22 protein-coding genes are annotated in these 24,569 nt (G+C 49.0%); 7 read left to right on the top strand and 15 right to left on the bottom strand.

What is annotated here, in order from left to right:
* Window positions 1–57: 57 nt before the first annotated feature.
* The gene (locus QL234_RS06305) at window positions 58–954 is read left to right on the top strand and encodes a GGDEF domain-containing protein (protein ID WP_281556995.1); all 897 of its coding nucleotides are present in this window, start codon (window positions 58–60) and stop codon (window positions 952–954) included.
* 46 nt (window positions 955–1,000) lie between these two features.
* On the opposite strand, the gene QL234_RS06300 is transcribed toward QL234_RS06305, so the two are convergent.
* From QL234_RS06300 to QL234_RS06290, 3 genes are all read right to left on the bottom strand, one after another.
* Window positions 1,001–1,666, bottom strand: coding sequence for a hypothetical protein (locus QL234_RS06300; RefSeq protein WP_281556994.1), 666 nt, complete (start codon window positions 1,664–1,666; stop codon window positions 1,001–1,003).
* Between the two features lie 6 nt (window positions 1,667–1,672).
* On the bottom strand, window positions 1,673–3,064 hold the full coding sequence (locus QL234_RS06295) for a DEAD/DEAH box helicase (protein WP_281556993.1): 1,392 nt from the start codon (window positions 3,062–3,064) through the stop codon (window positions 1,673–1,675).
* A gap of 122 nt (window positions 3,065–3,186) precedes the next feature.
* Complete coding sequence (locus QL234_RS06290) at window positions 3,187–4,632, bottom strand: alanine/glycine:cation symporter family protein (RefSeq protein WP_281556992.1); 1,446 nt, start codon at window positions 4,630–4,632, stop codon at window positions 3,187–3,189.
* 169 nt (window positions 4,633–4,801) lie between these two features.
* Here QL234_RS06290 and QL234_RS06285 point away from each other — a divergent pair, with 169 nt between their 5' ends.
* Window positions 4,802–5,944, top strand: a complete 1,143-nt coding sequence (locus QL234_RS06285) for a PotD/PotF family extracellular solute-binding protein (RefSeq protein ID WP_281556991.1) — start codon at window positions 4,802–4,804, stop codon at window positions 5,942–5,944.
* 104 nt (window positions 5,945–6,048) lie between these two features.
* Here the strand turns inward: QL234_RS06285 and pntB are convergent, their stop codons facing one another.
* The 12 genes from pntB to QL234_RS06225 form a co-directional block, all read right to left on the bottom strand.
* A complete protein-coding gene (gene pntB / locus QL234_RS06280) occupies window positions 6,049–7,446 on the bottom strand; it encodes a Re/Si-specific NAD(P)(+) transhydrogenase subunit beta (RefSeq protein WP_281557770.1) in 1,398 nt (465 codons plus the stop codon).
* Window positions 7,447–7,462: 16 nt separating this feature from the next.
* Window positions 7,463–8,998 carry a Re/Si-specific NAD(P)(+) transhydrogenase subunit alpha gene (locus QL234_RS06275; protein WP_281556990.1) on the bottom strand — a complete coding sequence of 512 codons (1,536 nt, stop codon included), beginning with the start codon at window positions 8,996–8,998 and terminating at the stop codon, window positions 7,463–7,465.
* Between the two features lie 369 nt (window positions 8,999–9,367).
* On the bottom strand, window positions 9,368–10,249 hold the full coding sequence (locus tag QL234_RS06270) for a THxN family PEP-CTERM protein (protein ID WP_281556989.1): 882 nt from the start codon (window positions 10,247–10,249) through the stop codon (window positions 9,368–9,370).
* A gap of 478 nt (window positions 10,250–10,727) precedes the next feature.
* Complete coding sequence (locus QL234_RS06265; RefSeq protein WP_281556988.1) at window positions 10,728–11,255, bottom strand: YcgN family cysteine cluster protein; 528 nt, start codon at window positions 11,253–11,255, stop codon at window positions 10,728–10,730.
* A 96-nt stretch (window positions 11,256–11,351) separates the two neighbouring features.
* Window positions 11,352–12,440, bottom strand: coding sequence for a lytic murein transglycosylase (locus QL234_RS06260; RefSeq protein WP_281556987.1), 1,089 nt, complete (start codon window positions 12,438–12,440; stop codon window positions 11,352–11,354).
* A gap of 1 nt (window position 12,441) precedes the next feature.
* The gene (locus tag QL234_RS06255; protein WP_281556986.1) at window positions 12,442–12,729 is read right to left on the bottom strand and encodes a YcgL domain-containing protein; all 288 of its coding nucleotides are present in this window, start codon (window positions 12,727–12,729) and stop codon (window positions 12,442–12,444) included.
* Window positions 12,730–12,947: 218 nt separating this feature from the next.
* The gene (gene rnd / locus QL234_RS06250) at window positions 12,948–14,111 is read right to left on the bottom strand and encodes a ribonuclease D (RefSeq protein ID WP_281556985.1); all 1,164 of its coding nucleotides are present in this window, start codon (window positions 14,109–14,111) and stop codon (window positions 12,948–12,950) included.
* A 121-nt stretch (window positions 14,112–14,232) separates the two neighbouring features.
* Complete coding sequence (gene rluB / locus QL234_RS06245; protein ID WP_044831733.1) at window positions 14,233–15,096, bottom strand: 23S rRNA pseudouridine(2605) synthase RluB; 864 nt, start codon at window positions 15,094–15,096, stop codon at window positions 14,233–14,235.
* A 137-nt stretch (window positions 15,097–15,233) separates the two neighbouring features.
* The gene (gene scpB / locus QL234_RS06240) at window positions 15,234–15,818 is read right to left on the bottom strand and encodes an SMC-Scp complex subunit ScpB (protein ID WP_281556984.1); all 585 of its coding nucleotides are present in this window, start codon (window positions 15,816–15,818) and stop codon (window positions 15,234–15,236) included.
* Window positions 15,815–16,609, bottom strand: a complete 795-nt coding sequence (locus QL234_RS06235; RefSeq protein ID WP_281557769.1) for a ScpA family protein — start codon at window positions 16,607–16,609, stop codon at window positions 15,815–15,817. The genes scpB and QL234_RS06235 overlap by 4 nt, the downstream gene beginning before the upstream one ends.
* A gap of 102 nt (window positions 16,610–16,711) precedes the next feature.
* Complete coding sequence (locus QL234_RS06230; RefSeq protein ID WP_044831735.1) at window positions 16,712–17,332, bottom strand: L-threonylcarbamoyladenylate synthase; 621 nt, start codon at window positions 17,330–17,332, stop codon at window positions 16,712–16,714.
* A gap of 57 nt (window positions 17,333–17,389) precedes the next feature.
* A complete protein-coding gene (locus QL234_RS06225; RefSeq protein ID WP_281556983.1) occupies window positions 17,390–18,253 on the bottom strand; it encodes a PHP domain-containing protein in 864 nt (287 codons plus the stop codon).
* 466 nt (window positions 18,254–18,719) lie between these two features.
* Here QL234_RS06225 and aroF point away from each other — a divergent pair, with 466 nt between their 5' ends.
* The 5 genes from aroF to trpCF are packed head-to-tail and all read left to right on the top strand — an operon-like array spanning window position 18,720 to window position 24,554.
* Entirely contained in the window at window positions 18,720–19,733 is a 1,014-nt protein-coding gene (aroF, locus tag QL234_RS06220) for a 3-deoxy-7-phosphoheptulonate synthase (RefSeq protein WP_281556982.1), read from the top strand.
* On the top strand, window positions 19,730–21,382 hold the full coding sequence (locus QL234_RS06215) for an anthranilate synthase component 1 (protein ID WP_281556981.1): 1,653 nt from the start codon (window positions 19,730–19,732) through the stop codon (window positions 21,380–21,382). The genes aroF and QL234_RS06215 overlap by 4 nt, the downstream gene beginning before the upstream one ends.
* Window positions 21,379–22,095, top strand: a complete 717-nt coding sequence (locus QL234_RS06210; protein WP_281556980.1) for an aminodeoxychorismate/anthranilate synthase component II — start codon at window positions 21,379–21,381, stop codon at window positions 22,093–22,095. The genes QL234_RS06215 and QL234_RS06210 overlap by 4 nt, the downstream gene beginning before the upstream one ends.
* Window positions 22,088–23,173, top strand: a complete 1,086-nt coding sequence (gene trpD / locus QL234_RS06205) for an anthranilate phosphoribosyltransferase (protein WP_281556979.1) — start codon at window positions 22,088–22,090, stop codon at window positions 23,171–23,173. Before QL234_RS06210 ends, trpD begins: the two co-directional genes overlap by 8 nt.
* Window positions 23,166–24,554, top strand: a complete 1,389-nt coding sequence (gene trpCF / locus QL234_RS06200) for a bifunctional indole-3-glycerol-phosphate synthase TrpC/phosphoribosylanthranilate isomerase TrpF (RefSeq protein ID WP_281556978.1) — start codon at window positions 23,166–23,168, stop codon at window positions 24,552–24,554. The genes trpD and trpCF overlap by 8 nt, the downstream gene beginning before the upstream one ends.
* Window positions 24,555–24,569: the final 15 nt, after the last annotated feature.

The raw sequence follows: 24,569 nt of genomic DNA, 5'->3' as shown, positions 1-24,569 counted from the left end.
AATCGGGCACAGTAATTGCTTTATTAAAACCGTTAGCCGAAGTTGTAAGGGGTCGAAATGCAAACAATAAATATCCTCGAAAATCGTTATTCACCATTCAATGCTTTTAAAGTCTTTGATTCTTCCTCGTTTGAAAATAAAAAACGAGGTACAGAGCTGTTAGAACAGCTGCAGGTCACTTTAGACCTGGAAAAGCTGCTAAATATATTTGCGATAGAGGCTGCGAAATATGTCGATTTTTCAGGTCTTTATTTTAAACATGGTAGCATAAGAAAAGCGATACGTGGTAGTCGCAGTGCCAGGAATGAACACCAGTTTGAATTAAAACTCAATAATGAGTTTATTGGCATGCTGACCTATGCGGTAAATTCCCCCATTAACCACACTAACAGCAAAATACTAAATCAGTTACATCAGTACCTGCTCTACCCGATGCGTAATGCCATTGAATATCATAGGGCGATGCAACTTGCGATGCAGGATGGCTTAACCGGCCTGGGTAACCGCAGATATTTTGACGAACAGTTAAGAAGGGCCATGCACCACGCCAACCGTCACCGTTCCCATGTCGGCCTAGTGGTGTGTGATCTCAACAAATTCAAAGCCGTCAACGATACCCATGGCCATGCCGTCGGCGACCAGGTGCTGGTACATTTTGCCGATGCGCTGCGCGCCAGTATCCGCGACTCGGACAGCTTATTCCGCTTCGGCGGCGACGAATTTGCCGTATTAGTGGAAAATGCCGCAGAGCAGTCATTAACCCTGATCAAACACAGGATCAATCAGGCAACCGCCGACGATGCCCTGCTGGCAAAATATGAGATCAGCTGCGCTTTAGGCAGCAGTTTGATGAACCGCGCCGACAATGAGCAAAGTTTGTTTGAACGGGCAGATCAGGCGCTATACCATGAAAAAATGGGGTTGCCGCACCACCTGAGCCTGGTAGAAGCTTAACAGCAAAGAATAGCCGCTAAGCTTAAGCATAAAATAAAAACTGCTGTTACTTTACTTCGGCCTCAACAGCAGTTTTTAACGACTTGAGCATAGCTGCGCGATCTTTTGCCGACTCCCCCAGGGTTAAGCGGCAAAACCTTACCGCTTCGGCAAACCTGTTCCGGGTATAGATTTCTAACACCGAGATAAAAAAGTGCTTATCCAGGTGAAATATCTGGCAATAATGATTGATGGCATCGCTAAGCGACGGATATGAAATACCGTCAAAGGTAAAGGCTTCCTGCTCTATTTCATCAAACAATTCAACACCGTTGACCACCAGCGGCCAACCCTGAAAATTGACGCGCCCTTGAGCTACCTGGTACATAAACCAGGCGCTTTTCTGGAAACCGGCAAAATTTCCCCCTTCAAACTGACTTTGCGCCAGACTTTCCTCAGTCCAGTTAACCCCTATGGCCAGATCTTTGTGATAGCGACGGATCAGCTTCGACTTTACGGCCTCAGCTACCGCCCAGATAGAAGTTTTATTTGCTTTAGCAGCAAGCTTGCAGCATTCATCACAGCCCGGCAAGGCCAGTGACGGGTGGCTACAAGTCACCCGGCTGTGTTGACTATTTGGAAAGGTAAAAGTATGACCGGCAGGCTCCCCGCAAAACCAGCAGAGATGCCTGAAATCAAAAGGTATTTCTATTTGATTTAACCCGGTTTCCAACAAAGGCTACCTGCGTTTTTTCTCAGCAGCCCTTTGGTTACCGGCAATGGCTTTTTTGCTGAGCTTTTTGCCGACAACTTTTTTACCGCGCACGGCTTTTTTACCCGAGGCAGGCTTGCCGCCACGTTTACCGCCAGGCGCTTGCTCTCCGGCATTTTTACGGGCAATTTCCCGGTTCTTGTCGCGGGTTTTCTGGTAACGGTTTTTATCCGGCACCTGCCCGGCTTCTTCGCCGTATTGCAGCGGCAAAGGACGATCCAGTTCATATCCAGGTACGATAATACGTTCAAACTGGCGACCGATAAGGGCTTCGATGTTACCTAAGAACTTTTCATCTTTGGGGCTCACCAGGGAGATAGCCGTGCCCGCTTTACCCGCCCTGCCGGTGCGGCCGATGCGGTGGACATAATCTTCTGCCAAAAACGGCAGGTGGAAGTTGACCACATAAGGTAAATCGGCGATATCCAAACCGCGGGCGGCGACATCCGTGGCCACCAATACCCGGACACTGCCGCTGATAAATTTCTCCAGCGCCTGATTTCTCGAGCCCTGGGATTTCTCGCCGTGGCAAACCGCGGTTTTAATACCGTCAAGTTTCAGCTCTTTCGCCAGCACATTGGCACTTTCCCGGGTACCGGCAAACACCAGCACCTGCTGCCAGTTATTGACACCGATAAGTTCAGAGAGCAGTTCACGTTTACGCTGCTCAGACACCCAGTATACCGACTGCTTCACCTTGCCGGAGGTGGAATTTTGACGGGAAATCTCCAATGTTTTCGGTGTCGTTAAAATCTGTTTGGCCAGGGTTTTCACCTTATTGGAAAAGGTTGCCGAGAACATCAGGGTTTGATGTTTTTGTTTAATATGGCCGAGCAGTTTTTCAATATCGGTTAAAAAGCCCATATCCAGCATACGGTCCGCTTCATCCATGACCAGGAATTTCACATGGCTGAGATCGACATTTCTTAAGCCGACATGCTCCAATAACCGTCCCGGGGTCGCCACTAAGATATCAACGCCCTTTTTCAGCATCTGGGTTTGTCCCGGCATGTTAACGCCGCCGTATATCACGCCGCAGCTTAGCGGTAAAAATTCGCTGTAGCTGTCAATATTGTCCGCTACCTGTATCGCCAACTCCCGGGTTGGCGTCAGGATCAGGGCCTTGAGCGTAGGTGTGCCGATCGCTTCGGTATTTTTACTCTTTTTGGCCAAGGCATCGAGAATAGGCAGGGAAAATGCGGCGGTTTTCCCGGTACCGGTTTGCGCACTGGCAAGCAGATCGACGCCGGTGCGGATCACCGGGATCGCCTGCTGCTGGACAGGTGTTAAATTTTTATAACCACAGGCTTTTACCGCCTTTAATAACTCTGCAGATAAACCAATTGCATCAACACTCATCACATCACCAATATAACCAAAACAGGGGCGCGGATTATAACAGCTTTATCTTTTGACTACAGAATTAATTTATCTGTTCGCCGCTGACTTAAATTCACGAGCAAAATCAGCAGCAATCACTATCAATCTGACCAGATCTTGGCGGTTAAATTAAAACCTTGCTGCTGCTCCTGACTGGCCCGGTAGCACGGGACTTTTTTCTGCTGTAATTGCCTGTGATAATCCTGGCTGATCACCAGCACCACTTTAGAGAGTAAAAACAGCGCCACCACATTGACCACAGTCATCAACCCGGTGGCTAAATCTGCCATGGCAATCACCTGCGGCAGGGAGGCTACGGAGCCAAACACCAGCATGCCTAAAAAGCCAATTCTTAAAAACCAGTGACCGGCAGCATGATCCAGCTTTAAATATTTCAGGTTATTATCGGCATAGGCAAAGTTGGCCACAATAGAGGTAAAACCAAACAGCAAAATCGCCACCGTGATAAAATCACTGCCCCAGGCCCCGACCTGGCTGGCAAAGGCCTGCTGGGTTAATAAAATCCCCTGGATATTATCCCCTTGCACCGGGCTTAGCAAAATAACAAAGGCGGTACAGGAGCAGATCACCAGGGTATCGAAAAAAACCGCCAGCATCTGGATATAACCCTGGGACACCGGATGGGGCGGATAAGGTATGGCCGCCGCCGCAGCATTGGGTGAGCTGCCCATACCTGCTTCATTGGAATAAAGCCCGCGTTTGACCCCCTGCACTATCGCCGCTCCTACCAGGCCAGAGCCTGCTTCTTTAAGGCCAAAGGCCGAGGCAATAATATCCGTGATGATGCCCGGAATGGCCTCTGCATTGAGCAGCACGATGGCGATAGACACCAAAAGGTAGGCTATGCCCATAAAAGGTACGGTAAGCTCGGCAAAACGGGCAATATTTCGTAAACCGCCAAGAATAACCAGGGCAGCACAAATAGTAATAATAATGCCGGTAGTGATAGGCGGCACACCAAAAGAGCCATAAAAAGCGCTGGTGATGGAGTTGGCCTGCACCGAGCTAAAGACAAAGCCGTAACCGAAAAACAGACACAAAGAGAAAGTCACCGCCAGCGCCGGGCTTTTTAAGCCCTTGCGCATATAATAAGCCGGACCGCCGCGAAAGGCATTATTGCCGTCTTTTTCTTTATAAAGCTGCCCCAGGGCGCTTTCGGCAAAAGCGGTAGCCATACCCAATAAGGCTATCAGCCACATCCAGAACACGGCACCTGCACCGCCCAGGGAAATGGCCACCGCCACCCCCATGAGATTGCCCGTTCCTACCCGCGCCGCAAGTGTAGTACACAGCGCCTGGAACGAAGAAATTCCCTGGGGTGACGGCACTTTCGCTTCACCTTGTTCGCCACCGGTCCCTGAATTGGCTTTCCTGCTCGACCCCAACAGGGAAAACATATGAAAAAAGTGCCGAAACTGTATGCCCTTAAGACGCCAGGTAAACCACAAGCCGCAGGCGGTCAGCAAATAGATTAAGATGCTGCCCCACAAATAACCATTTATCGTCCCCAGCCAGGCTTCTATCACAGACTACTCCCCATTAATGCCAAACAAATACAAAACATATTAAAAAATAAGAAAAAACATGCTACCGACAAAAGAGAGGAATAGCAAAAAAGCTTTTGCTCCTGTTAGCTGGCGCTAAAGATCACTTCTATACTAGGTACACCGGCCTAGCATGAGGATTTATTAAGGCGTGTGGCACAACAGCTTGCTTAACCGACCCGGAAAAATAGCCATAGGGCTTATGTTATGTTTTTGCTGCGCCGGGGAGCTGTGGGCAAAGGAAAGCTTACGTATCTTTACCTGGGACGGTTACGTCACCGAGCAGGACTTAACCCGGGTGAACAAACTGCTGTCAGAGCAAAACTATGACATTGAAGCCAAAGTGATCACCCCCTTTGCCGATGATGCCGATCAGATGTTCAATGTCATCCGCGCCGGCAAGGCAGATGTTACCTTTCTTACCTTATTTTTTATTAAAATGCAGCACCAACGTATGCTGCATTTATTACAGCCCATCAATACCCAATCCCCCAGGCTCAGCAACTATCAAGCACTGGAGCCGAGCTTGACCGATATTCCCATGGGTATGGTCGAGGATAAAAAGTTCTATATTCCCTGGGGCGGCGGTGCTTATGGCTTTTATGTCAACCGCAATCAGGTAAAGAAACAAGACATTCCCGTATCCCTGAACGACTTATGGCTGCCGAAATGGCAAGGGCGAGTTTCCTATAACCTCAGCCAGGAATGGTACAACATCGGCATTACCCTGATGTCGATGGGAAAATCTCCCTTTTATATCAATGAACTGGTGCGTAATCACCAACATGCCGAGCTGATCAAACTTAAAGCCGAAAACAGTGACTTGATAGCCAAACTCACCCGCCTTTACGCCAATGCCGGCCATCTATGGCATAGCGGACCGGTATTTCACGAGAATTTGCATATTGTCAGCAGCTGGGGACCGGAGATCATGCGGGAAAACAATAAAGGCAACAACTGGCAGTTGATCCAGTTTAAAGAAGGCAGCATGGTGTGGCTGGACACCATTAACTTTGTCCATTCCTTAAAAGGCAAAAAGCTCGAAGCGGCGGAAATTTTTGCCAACTACTTTATCGGCAAACAAGTACAAAACCGTATCGTCAATTCCTTATCTATGGTGGCGGCCTCCAGCCTGGTAGACAGCAATCCTATCATAGATAATAACCCGGCATTTTTCCAAAATGATCTCTTTGTTCCCCCATACGATACCGTCTCAGGCAATGTCGTGACCACGCTGACCGATCGGGCGCTGGCCGGTGCTAAAAGAATGCAAAGAACAACTAGCCAGAATTAAAGCTTTAATTTGTCTCCTCTGTTAGGGTGAAACACAAAAAAACAGGCCAGTCATTTATGACTGGCCTGAATAAGTTTTCGCTTTTCTAAACGAACATCAAAAAACTACATCGCCTTGAAAATCATCTCCACCGACTCTTTGGCATCGCCAAACAACATCTGGGTATTGTCTTTAAAGAACAGCGGATTCTGCACCCCGGCATAGCCGGTATTCATAGAGCGCTTAAAGACGATGACGTTTTTCGCATTCCACACTTCCAGTACCGGCATACCGGCAATCGGACTGGCTGGATCTTCGGCTGCCGCCGGGTTAACGGTGTCATTGGCGCCGATCACCAGGACCACATCGGTATCGGAAAAATCATCATTGATCTCATCCATCCCCAGGACAATGTCATATGGCACCTTGGCTTCCGCCAGTAAGACATTCATATGTCCGGGTAAACGCCCCGCCACCGGATGTATGCCAAAACGCACATCCACCCCTTTGGCTTTTAACTGCTGGGTCATTTCATAAACCGGATATTGTGCCTGGGCCACTGCCATACCATAACCCGGGGTAATAATGACTGACTTGGCGCCGGAAAGTAATTCCGCTACCGCTTCTGCCTGAATTTCCACATGGTCGCCATAGTCCGCTTCACTGTCGACTTTGACATCGGTACCGAAGCCGCCGGCAATAACACTGATAAAGGAGCGGTTCATGGCCTTACACATGATATAAGACAGGATAGCCCCCGATGAGCCCACCAGGGCGCCGGTAACAATCAGCAAATCATTGCTGAGCATAAAACCGGCTGCCGCTGCCGCCCAACCTGAATAGGAGTTAAGCATAGAGACCACCACAGGCATATCCGCACCGCCGATAGAGGCCACCAGATGCCAGCCAAACACCAGGGCAATGCCGGTCATAATATAAAGATGCAGATCGCTGCCGCCCTCTTGGACAAAAATCACCATCAGGACCACAGAAGCGACCCCGGCAAGCAAATTCATTTTATGCCTGTGGGGTAACATCAGCGCCGCCGAGTTAATCACCCCTCTTAATTTACCAAAGGCGACCACAGAGCCGGTAAAGGTTACCGCACCGATAAAGACCCCTAAAAACACCTCGACCAAGTGAATATTGGTCGCCATCTGCTGCTCTGCCGTCAGGTTCAGGCCCGGGCCGTGTTGCATCTCAAAATAGCTGTTATAACCCACCAAGACCGCGGCTAAACCAACAAAACTGTGTAATATCGCCACCAGTTCGGGCATTTCTGTCATTTCCACCTTTTTTGCCAGGCGTAACCCTATCAGGCTACCGACGATCATAGTGCCGACAATAATATGGATGTTCGACACCCGCTCATCGGCAATGGTCGCCGCCAGGGCGATGATCATGCCGATCACCCCGTACCAGTTGCCCGACTCGGCGGACTCCTGCTTACTCAAGCCCGCTAAACTGAAGATAAACAATAAAGCAGCAATAACATAAGCGGCCGAAATCAAACCTATCGATATTTCCATGACTGACCCCTTATTTCCTGAACATCTTTAACATACGGTTGGTGACAACAAAGCCACCGACAATATTAATGGTGGCAATAAGCACGGCAATGCCTGCCAATATCTGGATCAGGAGATTATCCTGCCCCACCTGCAACAGCGCACCGACCACGATAATACCGGAAATGGCATTGGTGACACTCATCAGCGGCGTATGCAGCGAATGGGAAACATTCCAGACCACGTGATAGCCGATAACACAGGCCAGCACAAACACGGTAAAGTGGGAAAGAAAATCCGCCGGGGCTACACTGGCCACCCAGCCAAATAAGCCGGCACCGATTAACATGCCGATATGTTTTTTGGTATTAGACTTTGGCTGCTCCTCTTCAGCAGCTGCTGCGACCGGAGCCGCCTGAGGTTTAGCCGGTGCCGCACTCACCTGGATAGGCGGTGGCGGAAAGGTGATTTCATCGTTTTTCACCACCGTCATATTGCGGATAACCTGGTCGTCAAAGTCGATATTCAAACTGCCGTCTTTTTCCGGACAAAGCAGTTTGAGCAGGTTAACCAGGTTATTCGCATAAAGTTGTGACGCCTGGTTTGGCAAACGGGAGACAAGGTCGGTATAACCGATAATCGTCACTCCCGCCACCTCGGTAATTTCTCCCGCCCGGGTTAATTCACAGTTGCCTCCCCCGGCAGCGGCTAAATCTACCACTATAGAGCCGGGTTTCATCGAGCGTACCATTTCTTCGGTAATAAGTTTCGGCGCCGGTTTACCCGGGATCATCGCCGTGGTGATAATAATATCGACCTCTTTGGCCTGGGCGGCGAATAGCGCCATTTCGGCATCAATAAAGGCCTGGCTCATTTCCTTGGCATAACCGTCCCCGGAGCCGGTATCTTCCGGCTCTTCATAGTCCAGTTCCAGAAATTCCGCCCCCATACTTTCAATTTGTTCTTTTACCTCGGGACGGGTATCAAAGGCGCGTACTATTGCCCCTAAACTACCGGCAGTGCCTATGGCGGCAAGTCCGGCAACACCGGCGCCGATGATCATCACTTTTGCCGGCGGCATTTTACCGGCGGCGGTGATCTGCCCGGTCAGGAAACGGCCAAAATGATGGGTGGCTTCTATCACCGCCCGGTATCCGGCAATGTTCGCCATCGAACTTAAGGCGTCCATGGATTGCGAGCGCGTCATTCTCGGCACCATTTCCATGGCCAAGGTGGTGACAGACTTATTGCTCAGGGTTTCGAGTAATTCACTATTTTGCGCAGGGGCAATAAAACTGACTAAGGTACTGCCCGGTTTTAATAAACTGGCTTCTTCCTGTGTCGGTGCATTTACCTTTAACACCAGATCCGATGCGAAACTGGTTTTGGCATCAACTATGGTGGCCCCGGCATTGATAAATTCTTCATCGGTAAAGCTGGCCCTGGTGCCGGCCTCCGACTCCACTTGCACCGAAAAACCTAATTTAATTAATGCAGCCACTGCGGTCGGTGAACCGGCAACGCGATTTTCACCCGTTTGTGACTCCGAGGGAATTCCTATGATCATAAAACACCTTCAACAAAGTAAAATTAGCAAGAGCGAACACATGAAATACTAAGTACTGCGTTATATTTCCTAGACTTTCTTTTGTCCCTTTAATGTTGTACCACTTATCGCAACGCGATAACACAGCAAAAAGTGAGATTGGGGCTATTTTGAATATTCAAATTGGTAATACCTTATATAAATGTCTGAAAATTATTGCCTTTGCTGGAAATTATCGGCCGATTTCATCTAACAGGCAGGAGCAGAGGGGACATTAGTGAGAACTATACCGGCTTGAAGGTGTTTAAAATTCACTCAACAATTTTGCCGATAAAATAAAAAGCCCCTGAACGGGGCTTGAGGTGATCTATTCGTAAACTCAGCTTAATATTAAGCCGTTTTATTTCTTCGCTTACAGCCCAGTCCTAACAATCCCATACCAAGTAACAATAAGGTTTCAGGCTCAGGCACCCGGCTTAAGCTCACCATGGTATAAAAAGTGGATGTCTTTTCTTCTTCCGTCCATAAACGATCACGGTCTATCGGGGTAGCACCGTCTTCAGAAAAGAAAACCGTTAACGCAAAATGCTCGCCATCAATATAAAAAGGAATTGAGAACGGCAAGGAATCCGGTAGAGGATCCGGGTTATCAACGGAAAAATCAAAGTAGTCGTCGCAAGCCGAAACGTACACATGGTCGCCGCTGCTCGGGTCAACATCATCACTGACACGTTCGCAGGTATCAGTAGAACTGGTATTATAGGTTTCCTTGAAATCAATATTGAATTCTGTGCTGACGTCACTGGTAAAGTCATCTACCACAGTAGTGCTGCCAAAGCCAGCCGCTATCCCGCCGGAATGGGTACTGCTAAATTCCAGAGAGCCGGCAATAGAGGCCGTCACCAACCAGGCAAATTGTGCACTGATATCAAAATTATTATGGGTAATGGCTGAAACGGCGTAAGCGGTATCTAAAGCATCAATATCCGGGGCAAAATTTTCCAGAACTAACGAGCTATAAGTTCCGTTTCCTCCCCAGCGCAATCCATCATGAACAGTGGCCCCGCCGCTTTGATCGGCATCTCTGACCAGGGTACCATCAGGCATTTGACTAACATATTCAGTGGAGGCAGTACCTTGCGCCAGATCTTCAGTATAATGGTTGAATCCGCCTTCAGCGGCGATAGACAGGTATGTAGCGTTTGCATTAGCAGATAGAACGCCGGCCAGGATACCGAGCGTGATTTTCTTCATCAGTCCATGATATTTCATAGAGTTTCCTTATCTTTGTTATATAAGTTTATTTAATTATGTACACCTATCAATTAGTTACTGCCTAAAACTACGAACTACTGCTGGCTACTAAGCATCAACCACGCCAAACATTAAATAACAAACAAAAACAAATACTTATAATTAGCTATTTATAACCCCCCCAATAACATGTAAAAAAAACAGACGATTTTCGAGTGTTTTTCATACAGAAAGGTGATTATTCTGATCTGGAAATTCAGGAGAGTAAAATATATTTTATATCGGAACCTTAAGAAGAAAGCCATGGCAACAAACTGATTAAAATGAAGATAAATCTTTTTATCGGCTAGCAGTAAAAATTAAAGATAAAGAAATAGCAAAAACAATGCGGAACGCATGTAAAGATACCTGACAAAGCAATGAATATCTTAAATCACCACTTTGTCTTCACTCAGGTTTTGTTGTGCAATAGCTTCATTGTCTGGAGTTACTCCAGTTAATCAATATCATCCAATGGCCACAACACAATATAATCTTCAAAATCATCCAAACTCACCTGATCATCCTTAATGACTTTCCCCCGCACCGACATGCCGGCTTTATGCATGGCAGACTTTTTCCCTTTATGCAGTAAAGGATGCCAGGAAGGCATACCCCGTCCTTCATTTAAACGTCGGTAAGTGCAACTGGGCGGCATAAAAAAGACATCATCAAGATTATCCTGGGTCAGCCTGACACAATCAGGCACTAAGGTGGTTCTTTTTTGGTACTGGGAGCACTGGCAAGTCTTATCGTTTAATAAAAAACAGGCAATGCTGGAATAGACCATATGCTCATCTTCAGCGATATGATCGGTCGGCAACAGCTCAGTGGTTTCGTCTGTGGTTTCATCGTCGATAAATTTGTGCAGGCAACATTTGGCACAACCATCACACAAGGACTCCCACTCTTCCCGGGTCATTTGCGCCAGGGTTTTACTTTCCCAGAAAGGGACTTGTACTGCTGCGTTTTTGTTACTGCTCATGCTCAACTGATTTACCGTTTAACTGCGTTATAGAATGAAAAACGCCCGGGCAGTTTACTGTCCGGGCGCTGCATTATAACAAAAATTTGCCGTGATTTACTTTTCTTTTGCCGCTTTTAGCGGCGGAAACTTGATCCTGTCTGACAAATGCCCCACCGAGCTGACAAAATAATAAGAAAGGTTCCAGTGCATCAAGCTCTTATAGTTATCATAAGCAAGGTACACCCGGCCGTTCTCATCATCGGGAAAAACCAGGGCGGCCTTAATATCGACTTTAGGCAGGTTAGTGCCGTCACTGCGCCGTACCCCGAGTTTCTGCCATTCTGCCAGTGATTTTTCCGATTCGGCCCAGGCTTTAAGCCAGTTTTTCCGGCTGCCGGTATTTTTCGGGATTGCCAGCGAATGGTCGAAGTTCTCAGGTAATTTCACCTGGCGTCCCCAGGTAAGTTCATCGCTCCAGCCTTCCTTACTTAAATAATTCGCCATCGAAGCAAAGACATCGGCATGATTGCCCCAGATATCTTTTTTGCCGTCGCCGTCACCGTCGACCGCATAACTGACAAAAGAAGTCGGCATAAACTGGTTTTGCCCCATGGCGCCGGCCCAGGAGCCCTTCATCTTGTCTATGCTAATATGCCCCTGATCCAAAATGGTCAGCGCTGCCCACAGCTGCTTTTTAAAGAAAGCTTCCCGGCGGCCTTCATAGGCCAGGGTTGATAAAGCAGAGATAACATTATAATTGCCCATGATGCGGCCGAAGTTGGTCTCCAGGCCCCATAAGGCAACGATAAACCTTGGCTGCACCCGGTACTTGTCTCCTATCTGGCTCAGCAATTCCCTGTGGGTTTGAAACATTTCCCGGGCGCGATTAACTTTCCAGTCCGGTACCCGTTTAGGTAAATAAGTATCAAGGGTTTCTACTTTTTCCGGCTGGTTACGATCCGCTTTAACCGCACGTTTGTGAAAGGTCACATTGGCAAAACTGCTCTCAAGCAAGTCCTGAGTAAAACCTTTCTCCAGCGCTTCGGCTTTTAGCTGTTCAACATAAGCTTCGAAACTGGGCTTTTGTGCCTCAGATGTCTCGGCCGCAACCGCAAAGCTATTCACCGATAACAAACCGGCGCTTAATGCCAAAGAAACCAGGACCGCTTTCACTTTATTTCCTAAAAGAAGGTTTGCTGTCATATCAGTTTTGCTCCTGCTGTTGTTTTTGCATCGCCTTATGCTCGGCCAACAAATCTTCCTTCGGCGGTGGTAACTGTAAATAATACCCCTGCTCGGATAAATTCGTTTTTACTTTTTCAATATCTGCCTGGGCCAGCTTATCTTTGGTGGCTAAATTAACCAGGGTAACCAACTGCGGGGTACCAAAAGTAGACATCAGGGGAGCGGGTACATCGGAGAAGTCGTCACGTTGTTTGACAAAGAGATAAGTTTGTTCTTTTTTCGGGCTTCTATAAACCGCACATAGCATAATGGAGACCTTAGTATCAAAAATCGGCTGAAGATGAAAATTCAATATTGAAAATATGAAAAAACAGACCGCCAATATAGCATGTGAATTACCACGAATTCACGTTTTTTCTATCGCGGCTAACACGCCAAGGTAGGGGGTGGCTTATTTTCCATCAACTTTTCCAGATCCGCTGAGGTAAAATAAGCCGGTACTGTCTTGTAAAAGTGCTTTTGACGTTATTTTTCACCGCCAAAGCCCGTTTCGGCAAAACGCTGCAACTTCTCGCCGAACAATTTCAAACGCCAGTTCAACAAGATATCCACCGAAGCCGTATCCTGCCCGGCGCCGTTAATTTTGAAATACCAGCTGAGAAACTGGTTGATTTGTTTTTTGGACGCCAGATTCTCCACCGCCAGGTTGGCGGCTTTGGCCTCACTTGCGATGAAGTTTTTTACCTTCTTAAAGATCTGCTTATAACCCGGATATTCATCCAGACGAATGATCTTATCCGGATAGTACTCTTCGCTCACCGCATCCGCCTGTTTTAATACCGCCAGCATGGCTTTGCCCTGATGCCTGATATCAAGCACATCTATGCCTTCGATATGGGCCATGGCGCCGACACTTTTTGGCGCACGCTGCGAAAGCGCGATCAGGGTATCGTCTTTGGCAATAAAACCCAAAGGCAGGTCCCGTACCTTGGCCCGCTGATAACGCCATCTTGCCAGAAATTTTAAGTTATTGAGCTGTTTGGCATTTAAACGCCAACTCATTTTAAGGTTACGGTACAGGGTATCTTCATCAACCGGCTTAAATTTACGTTCGATCAGTAACCGGGTTTCTTCTTCTGCGGCCTCCAGCCAGCCGGAATCACGAAGCTGCTCAAGTATTTGCGGGTAGACCTGAAAAAGATGCAACACATCCGCACGGGCATAGCTGAGCTGACGCTCACTTAAAGGCCTTTTGGTCCAGTCGGTCCTAGACTCAGACTTATCCAGTTCAATGCCGGTATAATGCTGGATCATCGCGGCATAACCCATAGACAGCCCCTGCCCTAAAAAGGACATCATGATCTGGCTGTCAATCAGGTTAACGGGTTTGCAGTTGGCGGCACATAAGAACACTTCCAGATCTTCCGAGCAGGCATGCAAAACCTTAACGATATCGCCGTTGGTCAATAACTGCCAAAACGGCGAGAGATCTTCAATGGCCACCGGGTCAATCAGGGCCAGGTGCTCGCCGTCACATACCTGCAACAGGCCGAGTTTGGGGTATAGGGTACGGGTGCGGACAAATTCGGTATCAACCGCCAGCACCTTGGAATTACTCAGTTGCCGGCACAAATCAGTCAGAGAGTTAAAATCTTCAATATAATGCTGTTGTAATTGATTCTCTTGCACAAAAATTCCTGTTAGCCGCGGCTAAAATAAAACGCTAATATAAAACGAAAAGGCCCCTGTTGCCAGAGGCTTGCACTAAATTGCCCCCGGCACTGGCACCGGGCGCTTTGGTTGACAGCCCTTAGGTCCGTCTTCTGCGGTTGGCCTGCTGGGTTCTGTGTTGGTGTTTTTTCACCGAGCGGCGGATACGGCGGCTTTTCGCGTTATCAATGGCTTTTTCGTCCACTTTCACCTTGCTCTTGGTTTCCGGCGGCAAACTGACCAGCTTACGGAAATAGTTCACTTCCTTTAAACCCAGCTCGGTCCAGCCCCCTAACGGCAACTGACGGTGCATTTCCATATTGCCGTAACGGACCCGGATCAAGCGGCTGACCTGTACATCCTGGCTTTCCCACAAGCGGCGTACTTCGCGGTTACGCCCTTCAGAAAGCACCACATGGAACCAGTGGTTGCGCCCTTCCCCGCCGTGATAAGTGATCTTTTGAAAACGCGCCGGACCATCTTCTAATTTTACCCCGCCGCGCAGACGTTGCAGCATGGCTTCATCCACTTCGCCAAAAACCCGCACCGCATATTCACGCTCGACCTTATGAGACGGATGCATCAAACGGTTCGCCAGCTCGCCGTCCGTGGTAAACAGCAGCATACCCGAGGTATTGATATCCAGGCGTCCCACCGCCACCCAGCGGCCCCCTTCCAGCGGCGGCAGGCGATCAAAAACCGTCGGCCGGCCTTCGGGATCTTTACGGGTACACATTTCTCCTTCGGGTTTGTTATACATCAACACCCGGCAGAGATCTTGCTCTTTGTCCTTAAGCACTACGGTATGGCCGTCGATGCGGATTTGCTCATTGCCTTCAACCCTGTCTCCCAGATAGGCGGTTTTGCCATCGACACTGACCCGCCCCTGGCTGATCACGGTTTCCATTTCACGGCGTGAACCTTTACCGGCACGCGCCAGTACTTTTTGTAACTTCTCAGACATAGGTCTTTAACTCTCTCTCGTCAGTTGCTTCACCTTCCCGGTTTAACATCCGGGAACACTACGCATCTGGCTCTGTGGTTTAATTAAGCCGCCCTTTTACCTTTTACTGAGCAAAGATGCGGATTAACGCTTAGATTTTATGGGTTTTCACTTACCTGTCCGGGCATTGTATCATGATCGCCAAGGGATAATGCTGAAATCGGCATTAATTCCGGCAACTGCGCCAGGGAAGTTAAGGAAAAATAATCCAAAAAGGCATTGGTAGTGGCATACAAGGCCGGACGCCCGGGTACTTCTTTATGACCCACCACCTTGATCCAGTTTCTTTCCGTTAGGGTTTTGATAATATGGCTGCTGACCGCCACGCCGCGAATATCTTCGATTTCTCCCCGGGTGATGGGTTGTTTATAGGCAATCAGCGCCAGGGTTTCCAGTAATGCCCGGGAATAACGCGGCGATTTTTCCTTAAACAAGGCCGATAAATCTTCACTGTGCTCGGCAATGGCCTGAAAGCGGTAGCCGGAAGCCACCTTCGCCAAGGCTATGCCTCTGCCCCGGTAATCTTGTATTAACTGCTCAAGCACCTGCTTGATGCGTTTGTTGGTTACCTGATAATCGAGCAACAATTCCTGTTTCAGGCTTTGTACTGTCATGGGTTTACCGGCGATAAAAAGCGCCGCTTCCACTAAAGACAAGAGTTTTTCATCCGTTATCGACTTCACCCTTTTAATCTCACTTGTAACATGCCGTAAACCTGGCTTTGAATGCATTCAATCAGTGATTCTTTCACTAACTCCAAAATGGCCAAAAAGGTCACCACGACCCCCTGGCGCCCTTCGCCCGGGGTAAACAAACGACTAAACTCCACATAAGGGGCCTGTTTCGGCGCCTGTTTCAATTGCGCTAGTATTGCGCTCATGCGCTCGCGGGTAGATAAACTTTCTTTATGAATATGATGATGTTCAAAGGCATTATTTCTTTTGATCACCGCGTTCAGGGCCGCCATCAGCTCCGCCATACTCACTTCGGCCAGGACCTGGCGCTGGACAAAATTATCCGCCAGGGCAGCATCGGCGATAAAAATATCCCGCTCCAGGCGCGGCAACTCATCAAGGTCTTCGGCGGCCTGCTTGATCACTTCGTATTCCTGCAAGCGCCTGACCAGCTCTGCCCGGGGATCTTCTTCTTCCTCATCTACCGTTTGTTTGGGCAACAGCAGCCGGGATTTTATTTCTGCCAGGATTGCCGCCATCACTAAATATTCTGCCGCCAGCTCGAGCTTGAGATCTTTCATCAGCTCGACATAAACCATATATTGCTCGGTAATCGGCGATATCGGCAGGTCCATGATATCGAATTTTTGCTTGCGGATAAGATAAAGCAATAAATCCAGCGGCCCTTCAAAGGTCTCCAGTATCACTTCAAGGGCATCCGGCGGGATAAAAAGATCTTGCGGTTTTTCAATCAGGGCTTCGCCGCGGATAAAGGCCAGGGGTAATACCTGCTGTACCATTTCCCCGGTCTCTTTTTCCCCTTGGGTTTTGTCCTCGACTAAACCGGGTTCGGCACTATGACTCATATGTTCAAGAAAACCTTAAAAACGATCACGACTTCTTTATTCAAAAGGCGCCGGATCTCCTTCCCCCACCCGGATAACATGGGCGTCACCGTCGGAAAAGTCTACCACGGTAGTTGGTTTCTCCCCGAGATAACCGCCATTGATGATCAGATCCACCCGCTTTTCCAGGACATCGCGTATATGTTCGGGGTCAAACTCTGCCATTTCCTGCCCGGGTAAAATCAAACTGGTGGACATCAGCGGCTCTTTTAATTCTTCCAGCAGCGCCTTGGTGATTTCATTATCCGGTAAACGTATGCCTATGGTTTTCTTTTTCGGGTTCAACAAACGCTTTGGCACTTCCTTGGTGCCTTTAAAGATAAAGGTATAGGCTCCCGGGGTATTGTTTTTAATCAGGCGAAACGCGGGATTGTCAATACGGGCATATTCGGAGAAGTGCGACAAGTCCCGACAAACTAAGGTAAAATTATGCTCTTTATCTATCTCACGGATCTGACAAATGCGATCCAGGGCTTTTTTATCCCCGATATGACAGCCCAGCGCATAACCCGAGTCCGTGGGATAAACAATGACCGCACCCTCATGGATCATCGCCGCCGCCTGTTTCATCAGCCTGCCCTGGGGATTATCCGAATGTACATAAAAAAATTGACTCATCACTCACTCCAGTTTGTTATTCTTGCAACGGCTTTTGCTGCTTTAAAAGCAAAGCGCCTATTGCCACAGTTGCCACACCGGCTTGCAGTTATCCGGCAAGGTCAAATGGCGGCCTAAATCGCTCCACTTGGTCGGATAATGAAAGTCAGAGCCCATAGATGCATATAAGTCATATTCTAAACAATAAGTTAGCATTTGGCGACGTTGATCCGGACTCATTTGTGGCAGCACGATCTCCAGGGCATCGCCCCCTTCTTCTTTAAACTGCACGATCAGCCTTCTCAGCCACTTGGCGGAGAGATCATACCGTACCGGATGGGCCATCACCGCAGTTCCGCCCGCGCTATGGATAACCGCTATCGCTTCTTTTATCTCACACCAGCCGGGTTTAACAAATGCCCGCTTGCCTTTACCGATATATTTGTCAAAGGCCGACTGCATAGTGCTGACACTGCCTTGCTGTTGCAAGACCTTGGCAAAATGGGCCCGGGTAATGGAGCCCTCGCCGGCAAGGGCTTTTGCTGCATCATAAACCCCGGGAAAACCGCACTTTTCCAGTTTGGCTCCCATAGTCGTTGCCCTTAATTCACGTGCTTGCTGCTGCTGTGTGATCAGGGCCTGCAATTGCGGGTTACCGGTATCAATATTCAAGCCGACAATATGAATTTCAAAGCCGTGCCAGGCGGTAGAAATTTCGATACCGCTGATCAGCGTCAGCGGCATTTGCTTGTCCCGGATATACTGCCTGGCAATGGCGATGCCGCCGGTGGTGTCGTGATCGGTGATCGCCAACACATCCAGCTGGCAGTTTACCGCACGGTCAACCAGGGTTTGTGGCGTCAGCGCCCCGTCGGAGCAATTAGTATGGCTATGTAAATCAACACGTAAATTTGAAAAATCATGGCGCTTGGGTGTTGACATCGGGTCCATTATGGGTTCTTCTATAGGGGATAATATTTTAGTTCGACGCAATTTTACTGTGAAGATGGCAATAATGATACAAGCAAAACAAACTATTTCATTGATTTGGTGGTGGCATAACTCTACATAAGTGGGTTGTGTTCTTTGCTTGCATGCAAAAAATTTCTAAAAACCCGCTTATCAGGCGGGTTTTTTCGTTTTTAGCCTTGCAGATATTCACATGAATAATAGAGGTCCGATGCAGTCAAAAGTGACCTCGAACAAACACTAGAGATAAAATATTATTAACACTAATTTATAGCGCGTTTCTAGCACGCTTATGGCACGACTTTATAGCAAGACAACTAGCGCTATTCGTTGAGGAATTAAAGATGTTAACAACTAAAGTAAAAAGCTGGTTTATCTGGTGGCTTTTGCCCATTTACGCCGGATGACAACCCTTTAAAAAATAATTTAGGAAATAACCATGATCATAATATTAAAACCCCAGGCAACTGAAACAGATGCCAATGAAATTCTTGATAAAATTGCCAGCCTGGGACTCAAGCCCCTCTATATGCCGGGCATAGAACGCACCGTTTTAGGCGCCCTCGGTGATGAACGTAAACTCAAGCAACTCCATTTAGACAGCTACCCTATGGTAGATGCCGTAAAACCGGTATTAAGCCCCTACAAGCTCGTCAGCCGGGAGTTACAAGCCCATGACTCTATTATCTCCATCGGCGGCGTCAAAGTCGGTGGTGGAAAATTCACCGTGATCGCAGGTCCCTGCTCGGTAGAAGGACAAGACCAGCTCTTTGGTGTCGCCGAGATGATCAAAGACCAGGGAGTTCCGCTGCTTAGAGGCGGCGCCTTTAAACCCCGTACCAGCCCATACAGTTTCCAGGGCCTGGGCCTTGAAGGGTTAAAATTATTAAAAGCCGCACGCGAGCAATACCAGCTACCGGTTGTTTCCGAAATTATCGATCCCAGCGATGCCGAATTAATGCATGATTATATCGACTGTTACCAGGTCGGCGCCCGCAATATGCAAAACTTCCGCCTGCTTGAAGCGGTCGGTAAACAAGATAAAGCGGTATTATTAAAACGCGGCATGAGCGCCACCTTAGAAGAATTATTATTGGCGGCCGAATATATCATCAATGCCGGCAACCCCAATGTGATCTTATGTGAACGGGGCATTCGCACCTTTGAAACCGCCACCCGCAATACTTTGGACTTAAATGCCGTGGCCTATTTAAAGGAAAAATCCCATTTACCGGTTTTTGTCGACCCTTCCCACGGCACAGGCGTCAAGTCCCTGATCAACCCCCTCTCCCGTGCAGCAGTAGCGGTTGGCGCCGACGGTATTATCGTTGAAGCCCATCTTAACCCTAAGGAAGCGTTATCAGACGGCCACCAGGCATTAACCGCGGATGACTTCTCCCGGTTGATGGCAGATATTAAACCTTTTGTTGCCGCCGCAGGAAAACAGTTATGAGCCATGGCCTAGCTTCAAGCATAAACAAACTTAATGCCGAGCCGGGGGCGGTCAATACCCTCTCGGGGTCGGCCCGCTACCAGGAAGATCCGCTGGCGGTTTATCAAAAGCTGTGCGGCGACAGACTTAATAACCTGTTATTGGAGTCGGCGGAAATTGATAAAAAACATCAGCTGAAAAGCCTGTTGCTGACAGATGCTGCGGCAAAAATTGTTTGTCACGGCAATATCGTCAGCTTCACCGCCTTATCCGTCAACGGGGAAGCGGCGCTGGCGTTTGCCAAAGCACAATTAGCCCCTTATGCCGATATCAGCGGCGATAACCAAAGCTTTAACGCCATCTTTGCCGAAAGTGCCACTGAGCTCGATGAAAATTCCCGCTTAAAAGCGGTTAACCCCTTTCAGGGCCTGAGGGTCTTTCAAGAAATCACCAACAGCGACCATCATCCGCTGGCCGTATTTCTCGGCGGCGCTTTTGCTTTTGATATGATCGCCAGCAGCGAGCAGCTGCCGGATGTGGTGGACGGTGAAAATACCTGCCCGGATTATGTTTATTACCTGGCGGAAACCCTGGTGGTACTTGACCACGAAAAACGCTCGAGTGAAATTATAGGTGCGGTATTTTCCGGCCCTGAACAGCAAAAATGTTATTTTGAGATCAGCCGCCGCTTATCCGATATCAAACAAATACTTGAGCAGCCGGTCATCATGGCAAAGGGCCAGGATAAGGCCAACAAAAATGCGGATGTTCAGACAGTTGAAGTGACCAGCGATCTGGACGATGCGGCTTTTTGCAAAATTGTCCGTTCACTGAAAGAGCATATCCTGGCAGGAGATATTTTCCAGGTGGTGCCCTCGCGTACCTTCAGGGTGCCCTGCAGCGACAGCCTTAACGCCTACCGGGCGCTGAGGCTCAGCAACCCCAGCCCCTATATGTTTTACCTGAACGACCCGGACTTTTGCATCTTTGGCGCTTCCCCCGAGTCGGCAATCAAATACCAGCAACACAACCGCCAGGTAGAAATTTATCCCATCGCCGGCACCCGCCCGCGCGGTTTAACCCCGGACGGAAAATTATCCCTGGATCTCGATTACCGCATCGAGCTGGAATTACGCCAAGATAAAAAAGAGCTGGCAGAGCATATCATGCTGGTGGACCTTGCCCGCAACGATATTGCCCGGGTCAGCGAGCCCGGCAGCCGCCATATTGCCGATTTGCTTAAGGTAGACCGTTACTCCCATGTCATGCATTTAGTCTCAAGGGTATGCGGCACCTTGTCCAGTGACCTTGATGCCTTACATGCCTACCAGGCCTGTATGAATATGGGTACCCTCTCCGGCGCACCGAAAGTACGCGCCACTAGCCTGATCCGTCAATATGAAGGCAAACGTCGCGGCAGTTACGGCGGCGCCGTCGGTTATATTACCGGTGAAGGGGAAATGGATACCTGTATCGTGATCCGCTCTGCTTTTGTCAGAAACGGTACTGCTTATATACAAGCAGGCGCCGGGGTGGTCTATGATTCAGATCCCCAGGCAGAAGCCAATGAAACCCGGCAAAAGGCCCAGGCGGTGATCAGCGCAATTAAAACAGCGGCAACACAAACCGCCGCCACAGCAAGTATAAGCGAGCAGGAGGTCAAGGTATGACATCCCTTTCCCAAACAACACTTTCCCAGACAACACAGGCTCAGCCCCTGTCCGGTGTAAAAGTATTTATGCTCGATAACCTAGACTCCTTCACCTATAACCTGGTGGACGAATTCAGGGTTTTGGGTTTGGAGCCGGTGATTTACCGCAATACCTTAAGCGCCGACTTTATTATTAAGCAAATGCAGGCCTGCGAGCAGCAAGTACTGTTAGTCTTATCTCCCGGCCCCGGCGAGCCAAGTAACGCCGGTTGCCTGATGGAGCTGATCGCCAAAACCGCCGGACACTTCCCGATATTGGGCATCTGCCTCGGACACCAGGCACTGGTACAGCATTATGGCGGTACCGTCGGCAGAGCCCCGGAGATAGTCCACGGCAAGTCTTCACCTGTATTCCACAGCGGCAGCGGCGCCTTTGAAAATATCAGCAATCCCCTGCCCGTTGCCCGTTACCATTCACTGGTAGCGACATCCGTGCCTGAGCAATTGGAGGTGATCGCCCATTTCACGGCAACAACAGCCTCAGATCAGCAAATAAATCTGCCGATGGCGATACAACATAGCCAGGATAATGCTTTAGGATTTCAGTTCCATCCCGAGTCTATCCTGACCACCTACGGCAGTCATTTACTGGCGCAAAGCATTCGTTATTTAATCGGACAGCACAAAAATACAGAGCAAAGTACAAACCAACAAGGAGCAGCACATGGCTAATATGCTTGAACAACTGGTTAACGGTGAATCGCTCAGCCAGGTACAGGCTGAGCAATTTTTCCAGCAGGTGATCAGCGGGGAAACAGCTCCTGAATTGCTGGCCTCAATGCTGACCGCATTAAAAATCAAAGGGGAAACGCCAGAGGAAATCGCCGGTGCCGCCGTTGCCATACGCGGCTCAGCGACTCCTTTCCCAAAACAGGACTTTACCCTGGCCGATTGTGTCGGTACCGGCGGCGATGGTGCAGATACCATCAATATTTCCACTACGGCAGCAATATTGGCTGCCGCCTGTGGCCTGAAAATGGCCAAGCATGGCAACCGCAGCGTCTCTTCCATGTCCGGCTCGGCAGATTTACTCGAAGCCCTGGGCGTGAACCTAATGAAAAGCCCGCAAACCGCCGCCTTATGCCTGCAGCAGGCCAATATCTGCTTTTTATATGCCCCGGCCTACCACCCGGGCTTTAAACATGCCGCACCGGTGAGAAAAAACATGGGGGTGAGAACCCTGTTTAATATCCTCGGCCCGCTGGTAAATCCGGCCCACCCGGACATTATGGTGTTGGGTGTCTATACCCCGGATTTACTGGAAACCATGGCAAAAAGCTTAGTGTTGACCGGGGTAAAACAGGCCTGGGTAGTCCATGGCAGCGGCCTGGATGAAATCGCTATCCACGGCAGTTCAAAAGTTATCGAAATCAACGACGGCCAGCTCACGGAAAAAACCGTCAGCCCGGCAGATTTCGGCCTGGACACTTATGCCCTTAGCGATATTAAAGGCGGCACCCCGCAAGAAAACGCCGATATCGTCAAAGCTATTTTATCCGGCCAGGGTGAACCCGCCCATAATACCGCGGTGATCATCAATTGTGCGGCATTGCTTTATTTGCACCGTGAGCAGTTAAACGGCCGCTGTGATGATTTAGCCTCCGCCGCCAGCTTCGCCAGCGAAGTATTGGCTTCCGGCAAGGCGCTAACCACCCTGAAAAAACTGGTGGAAGTTTCTAATGAGCCCTCAGCCAGCCAAGAGCCTTCCGCAGATAAAAAGCCAAGTACGCAAGAGGTAACCAATGGCTAATGTTCTTGAAAAAATTGTTCTTGATAAACGCGAAGCGGTCGAGGAACTTAAAAAAGCCAAACCACTTAGCGATTTTATTGATGACTTAGTGCCAAGTGAAAAAGATCTCTACGGCGCGTTAAAACGCAGTGACAATAAACCTGAAGCGGGCTTTATTTTAGAATGCAAAAAAGCTTCTCCTTCAAAAGGCCTGATACGCCCGGATTTTGATGTTAAAAGCATTTGCAGGCAATACGATAAGTACGCCGCCGGCATTTCTGTGCTTACCGATGAAAAATACTTCCAGGGCAGTTATGACTATTTAAAAATCGTCACCGATACCGTGACTTGTCCTGTGCTCAATAAAGACTTTTTTATCGACCCCTACCAGGTCTATCTGGCCCGCTATTATGGCGCAGATGCTATTTTGTTGATGCTGAGCGTGCTCGATGACAAGCAATATCAGGAGTTGGCCGCTATCGCCGAGCAGTATAACTTAGCAATACTTACGGAGATTTCCAACGAGCAAGAGCGTGACAGGGCAATCACCCTGGGGGCAAAACTCATCGGCATCAATAACCGCAACTTAAGGGATCTATCGACAGATATTGGCCGTACCTTTGATTTGGCGCCGAGCATACCCGATGATCGCATCATCATTTCCGAGTCGGGCATCTATACCAATGCCCAGGTAAGGGAATTGGCCCCGGCGGTAGACGGTTTCCTGGTGGGCAGCTCTATCATGGCAGAAGAGGACATTGACCTTGCCTGCCGTAAGCTGGTCTTTGGCAATAACAAGGTCTGCGGTTTAACCGCCCCGGAATATGCACAGGCTGCCGCCGATGCCGGTGCCCGTTTTGGCGGCTTGATCTTTGCCGGGAAATCCCCCCGTTGCATCGATGTGGCACAGGCACAAGCCATTATCGAACAGGTACCGCAACTCGATTATGTCGGGGTCTTTGTGAATCACGACCTCTTTGAGGTTGCCGAACTGGCCGGTTCACTCAAGTTAACGGCAGTGCAGTTACACGGCGGTGAAAGCCCAGATTATATCCGGACCCTTAAAGATAAACTGCCTACGCAGTGCCAGCTATGGCAGGCATCTGCCGTAGTAGATGAAGTGCCCCGGCTCAACGAGCAGGCAGATCATTTTGTGCTCGACGGCAAAAATGCCGGCAGCGGTCAGGCCTTTAACTGGCAAACCTTAACAGCAAGCGAACAGGATCTGTCAAAGGCCCTGCTCGCCGGTGGCATTAACAGCGATAATATCGAACAGGCGCTTAAACAGCTCTGCAACCAGGACTTATTTGGCCTGGATCTCAACTCAGGTGTGGAAAGCAGCCCAGGTGTAAAAGACAGCGCAAAACTTCAGCAGGTTTTTGCCCGGATCCGGAATTACTAACATGACTTCTCAAGA

Source organism: Thalassomonas sp. RHCl1 (assembly GCF_947387555.1).
Lineage (GTDB): Bacteria > Pseudomonadota > Gammaproteobacteria > Enterobacterales > Alteromonadaceae > Thalassomonas.
Note: the sequence above shows the minus strand (reverse complement) of the source record. Positions and strands in the feature narration are given on the sequence as shown.

Bases quoted from the DNA above. Each gene is read 5' to 3' on its own strand.
- QL234_RS06215 (WP_281556981.1), top strand. From the start codon at position 19,730: ATGAGCCATGGCCTAGCTTCAAGCATAAACAAACTTAATGCCGAGCCG.
- QL234_RS06275 (WP_281556990.1), bottom strand. From the start codon at position 8,998: ATGATCATAGGAATTCCCTCGGAGTCACAAACGGGTGAAAATCGCGTT.
- QL234_RS06265 (WP_281556988.1), bottom strand. From the start codon at position 11,255: ATGAGCAGTAACAAAAACGCAGCAGTACAAGTCCCTTTCTGGGAAAGT.
- QL234_RS06305 (WP_281556995.1), top strand. From the start codon at position 58: ATGCAAACAATAAATATCCTCGAAAATCGTTATTCACCATTCAATGCT.
- QL234_RS06270 (WP_281556989.1), bottom strand. From the start codon at position 10,249: ATGAAATATCATGGACTGATGAAGAAAATCACGCTCGGTATCCTGGCC.
- QL234_RS06225 (WP_281556983.1), bottom strand. From the start codon at position 18,253: ATGTCAACACCCAAGCGCCATGATTTTTCAAATTTACGTGTTGATTTA.
- rluB (WP_044831733.1), bottom strand. From the start codon at position 15,096: ATGTCTGAGAAGTTACAAAAAGTACTGGCGCGTGCCGGTAAAGGTTCA.
- QL234_RS06235 (WP_281557769.1), bottom strand. From the start codon at position 16,609: ATGGTACAGCAGGTATTACCCCTGGCCTTTATCCGCGGCGAAGCCCTG.
- trpCF (WP_281556978.1), top strand. From the start codon at position 23,166: ATGGCTAATGTTCTTGAAAAAATTGTTCTTGATAAACGCGAAGCGGTC.
- QL234_RS06210 (WP_281556980.1), top strand. From the start codon at position 21,379: ATGACATCCCTTTCCCAAACAACACTTTCCCAGACAACACAGGCTCAG.
- trpD (WP_281556979.1), top strand. From the start codon at position 22,088: ATGGCTAATATGCTTGAACAACTGGTTAACGGTGAATCGCTCAGCCAG.
- QL234_RS06230 (WP_044831735.1), bottom strand. From the start codon at position 17,332: ATGAGTCAATTTTTTTATGTACATTCGGATAATCCCCAGGGCAGGCTG.
- QL234_RS06260 (WP_281556987.1), bottom strand. From the start codon at position 12,440: ATGACAGCAAACCTTCTTTTAGGAAATAAAGTGAAAGCGGTCCTGGTT.
- QL234_RS06295 (WP_281556993.1), bottom strand. From the start codon at position 3,064: ATGAGTGTTGATGCAATTGGTTTATCTGCAGAGTTATTAAAGGCGGTA.
- QL234_RS06255 (WP_281556986.1), bottom strand. From the start codon at position 12,729: ATGCTATGTGCGGTTTATAGAAGCCCGAAAAAAGAACAAACTTATCTC.
- aroF (WP_281556982.1), top strand. From the start codon at position 18,720: ATGATCATAATATTAAAACCCCAGGCAACTGAAACAGATGCCAATGAA.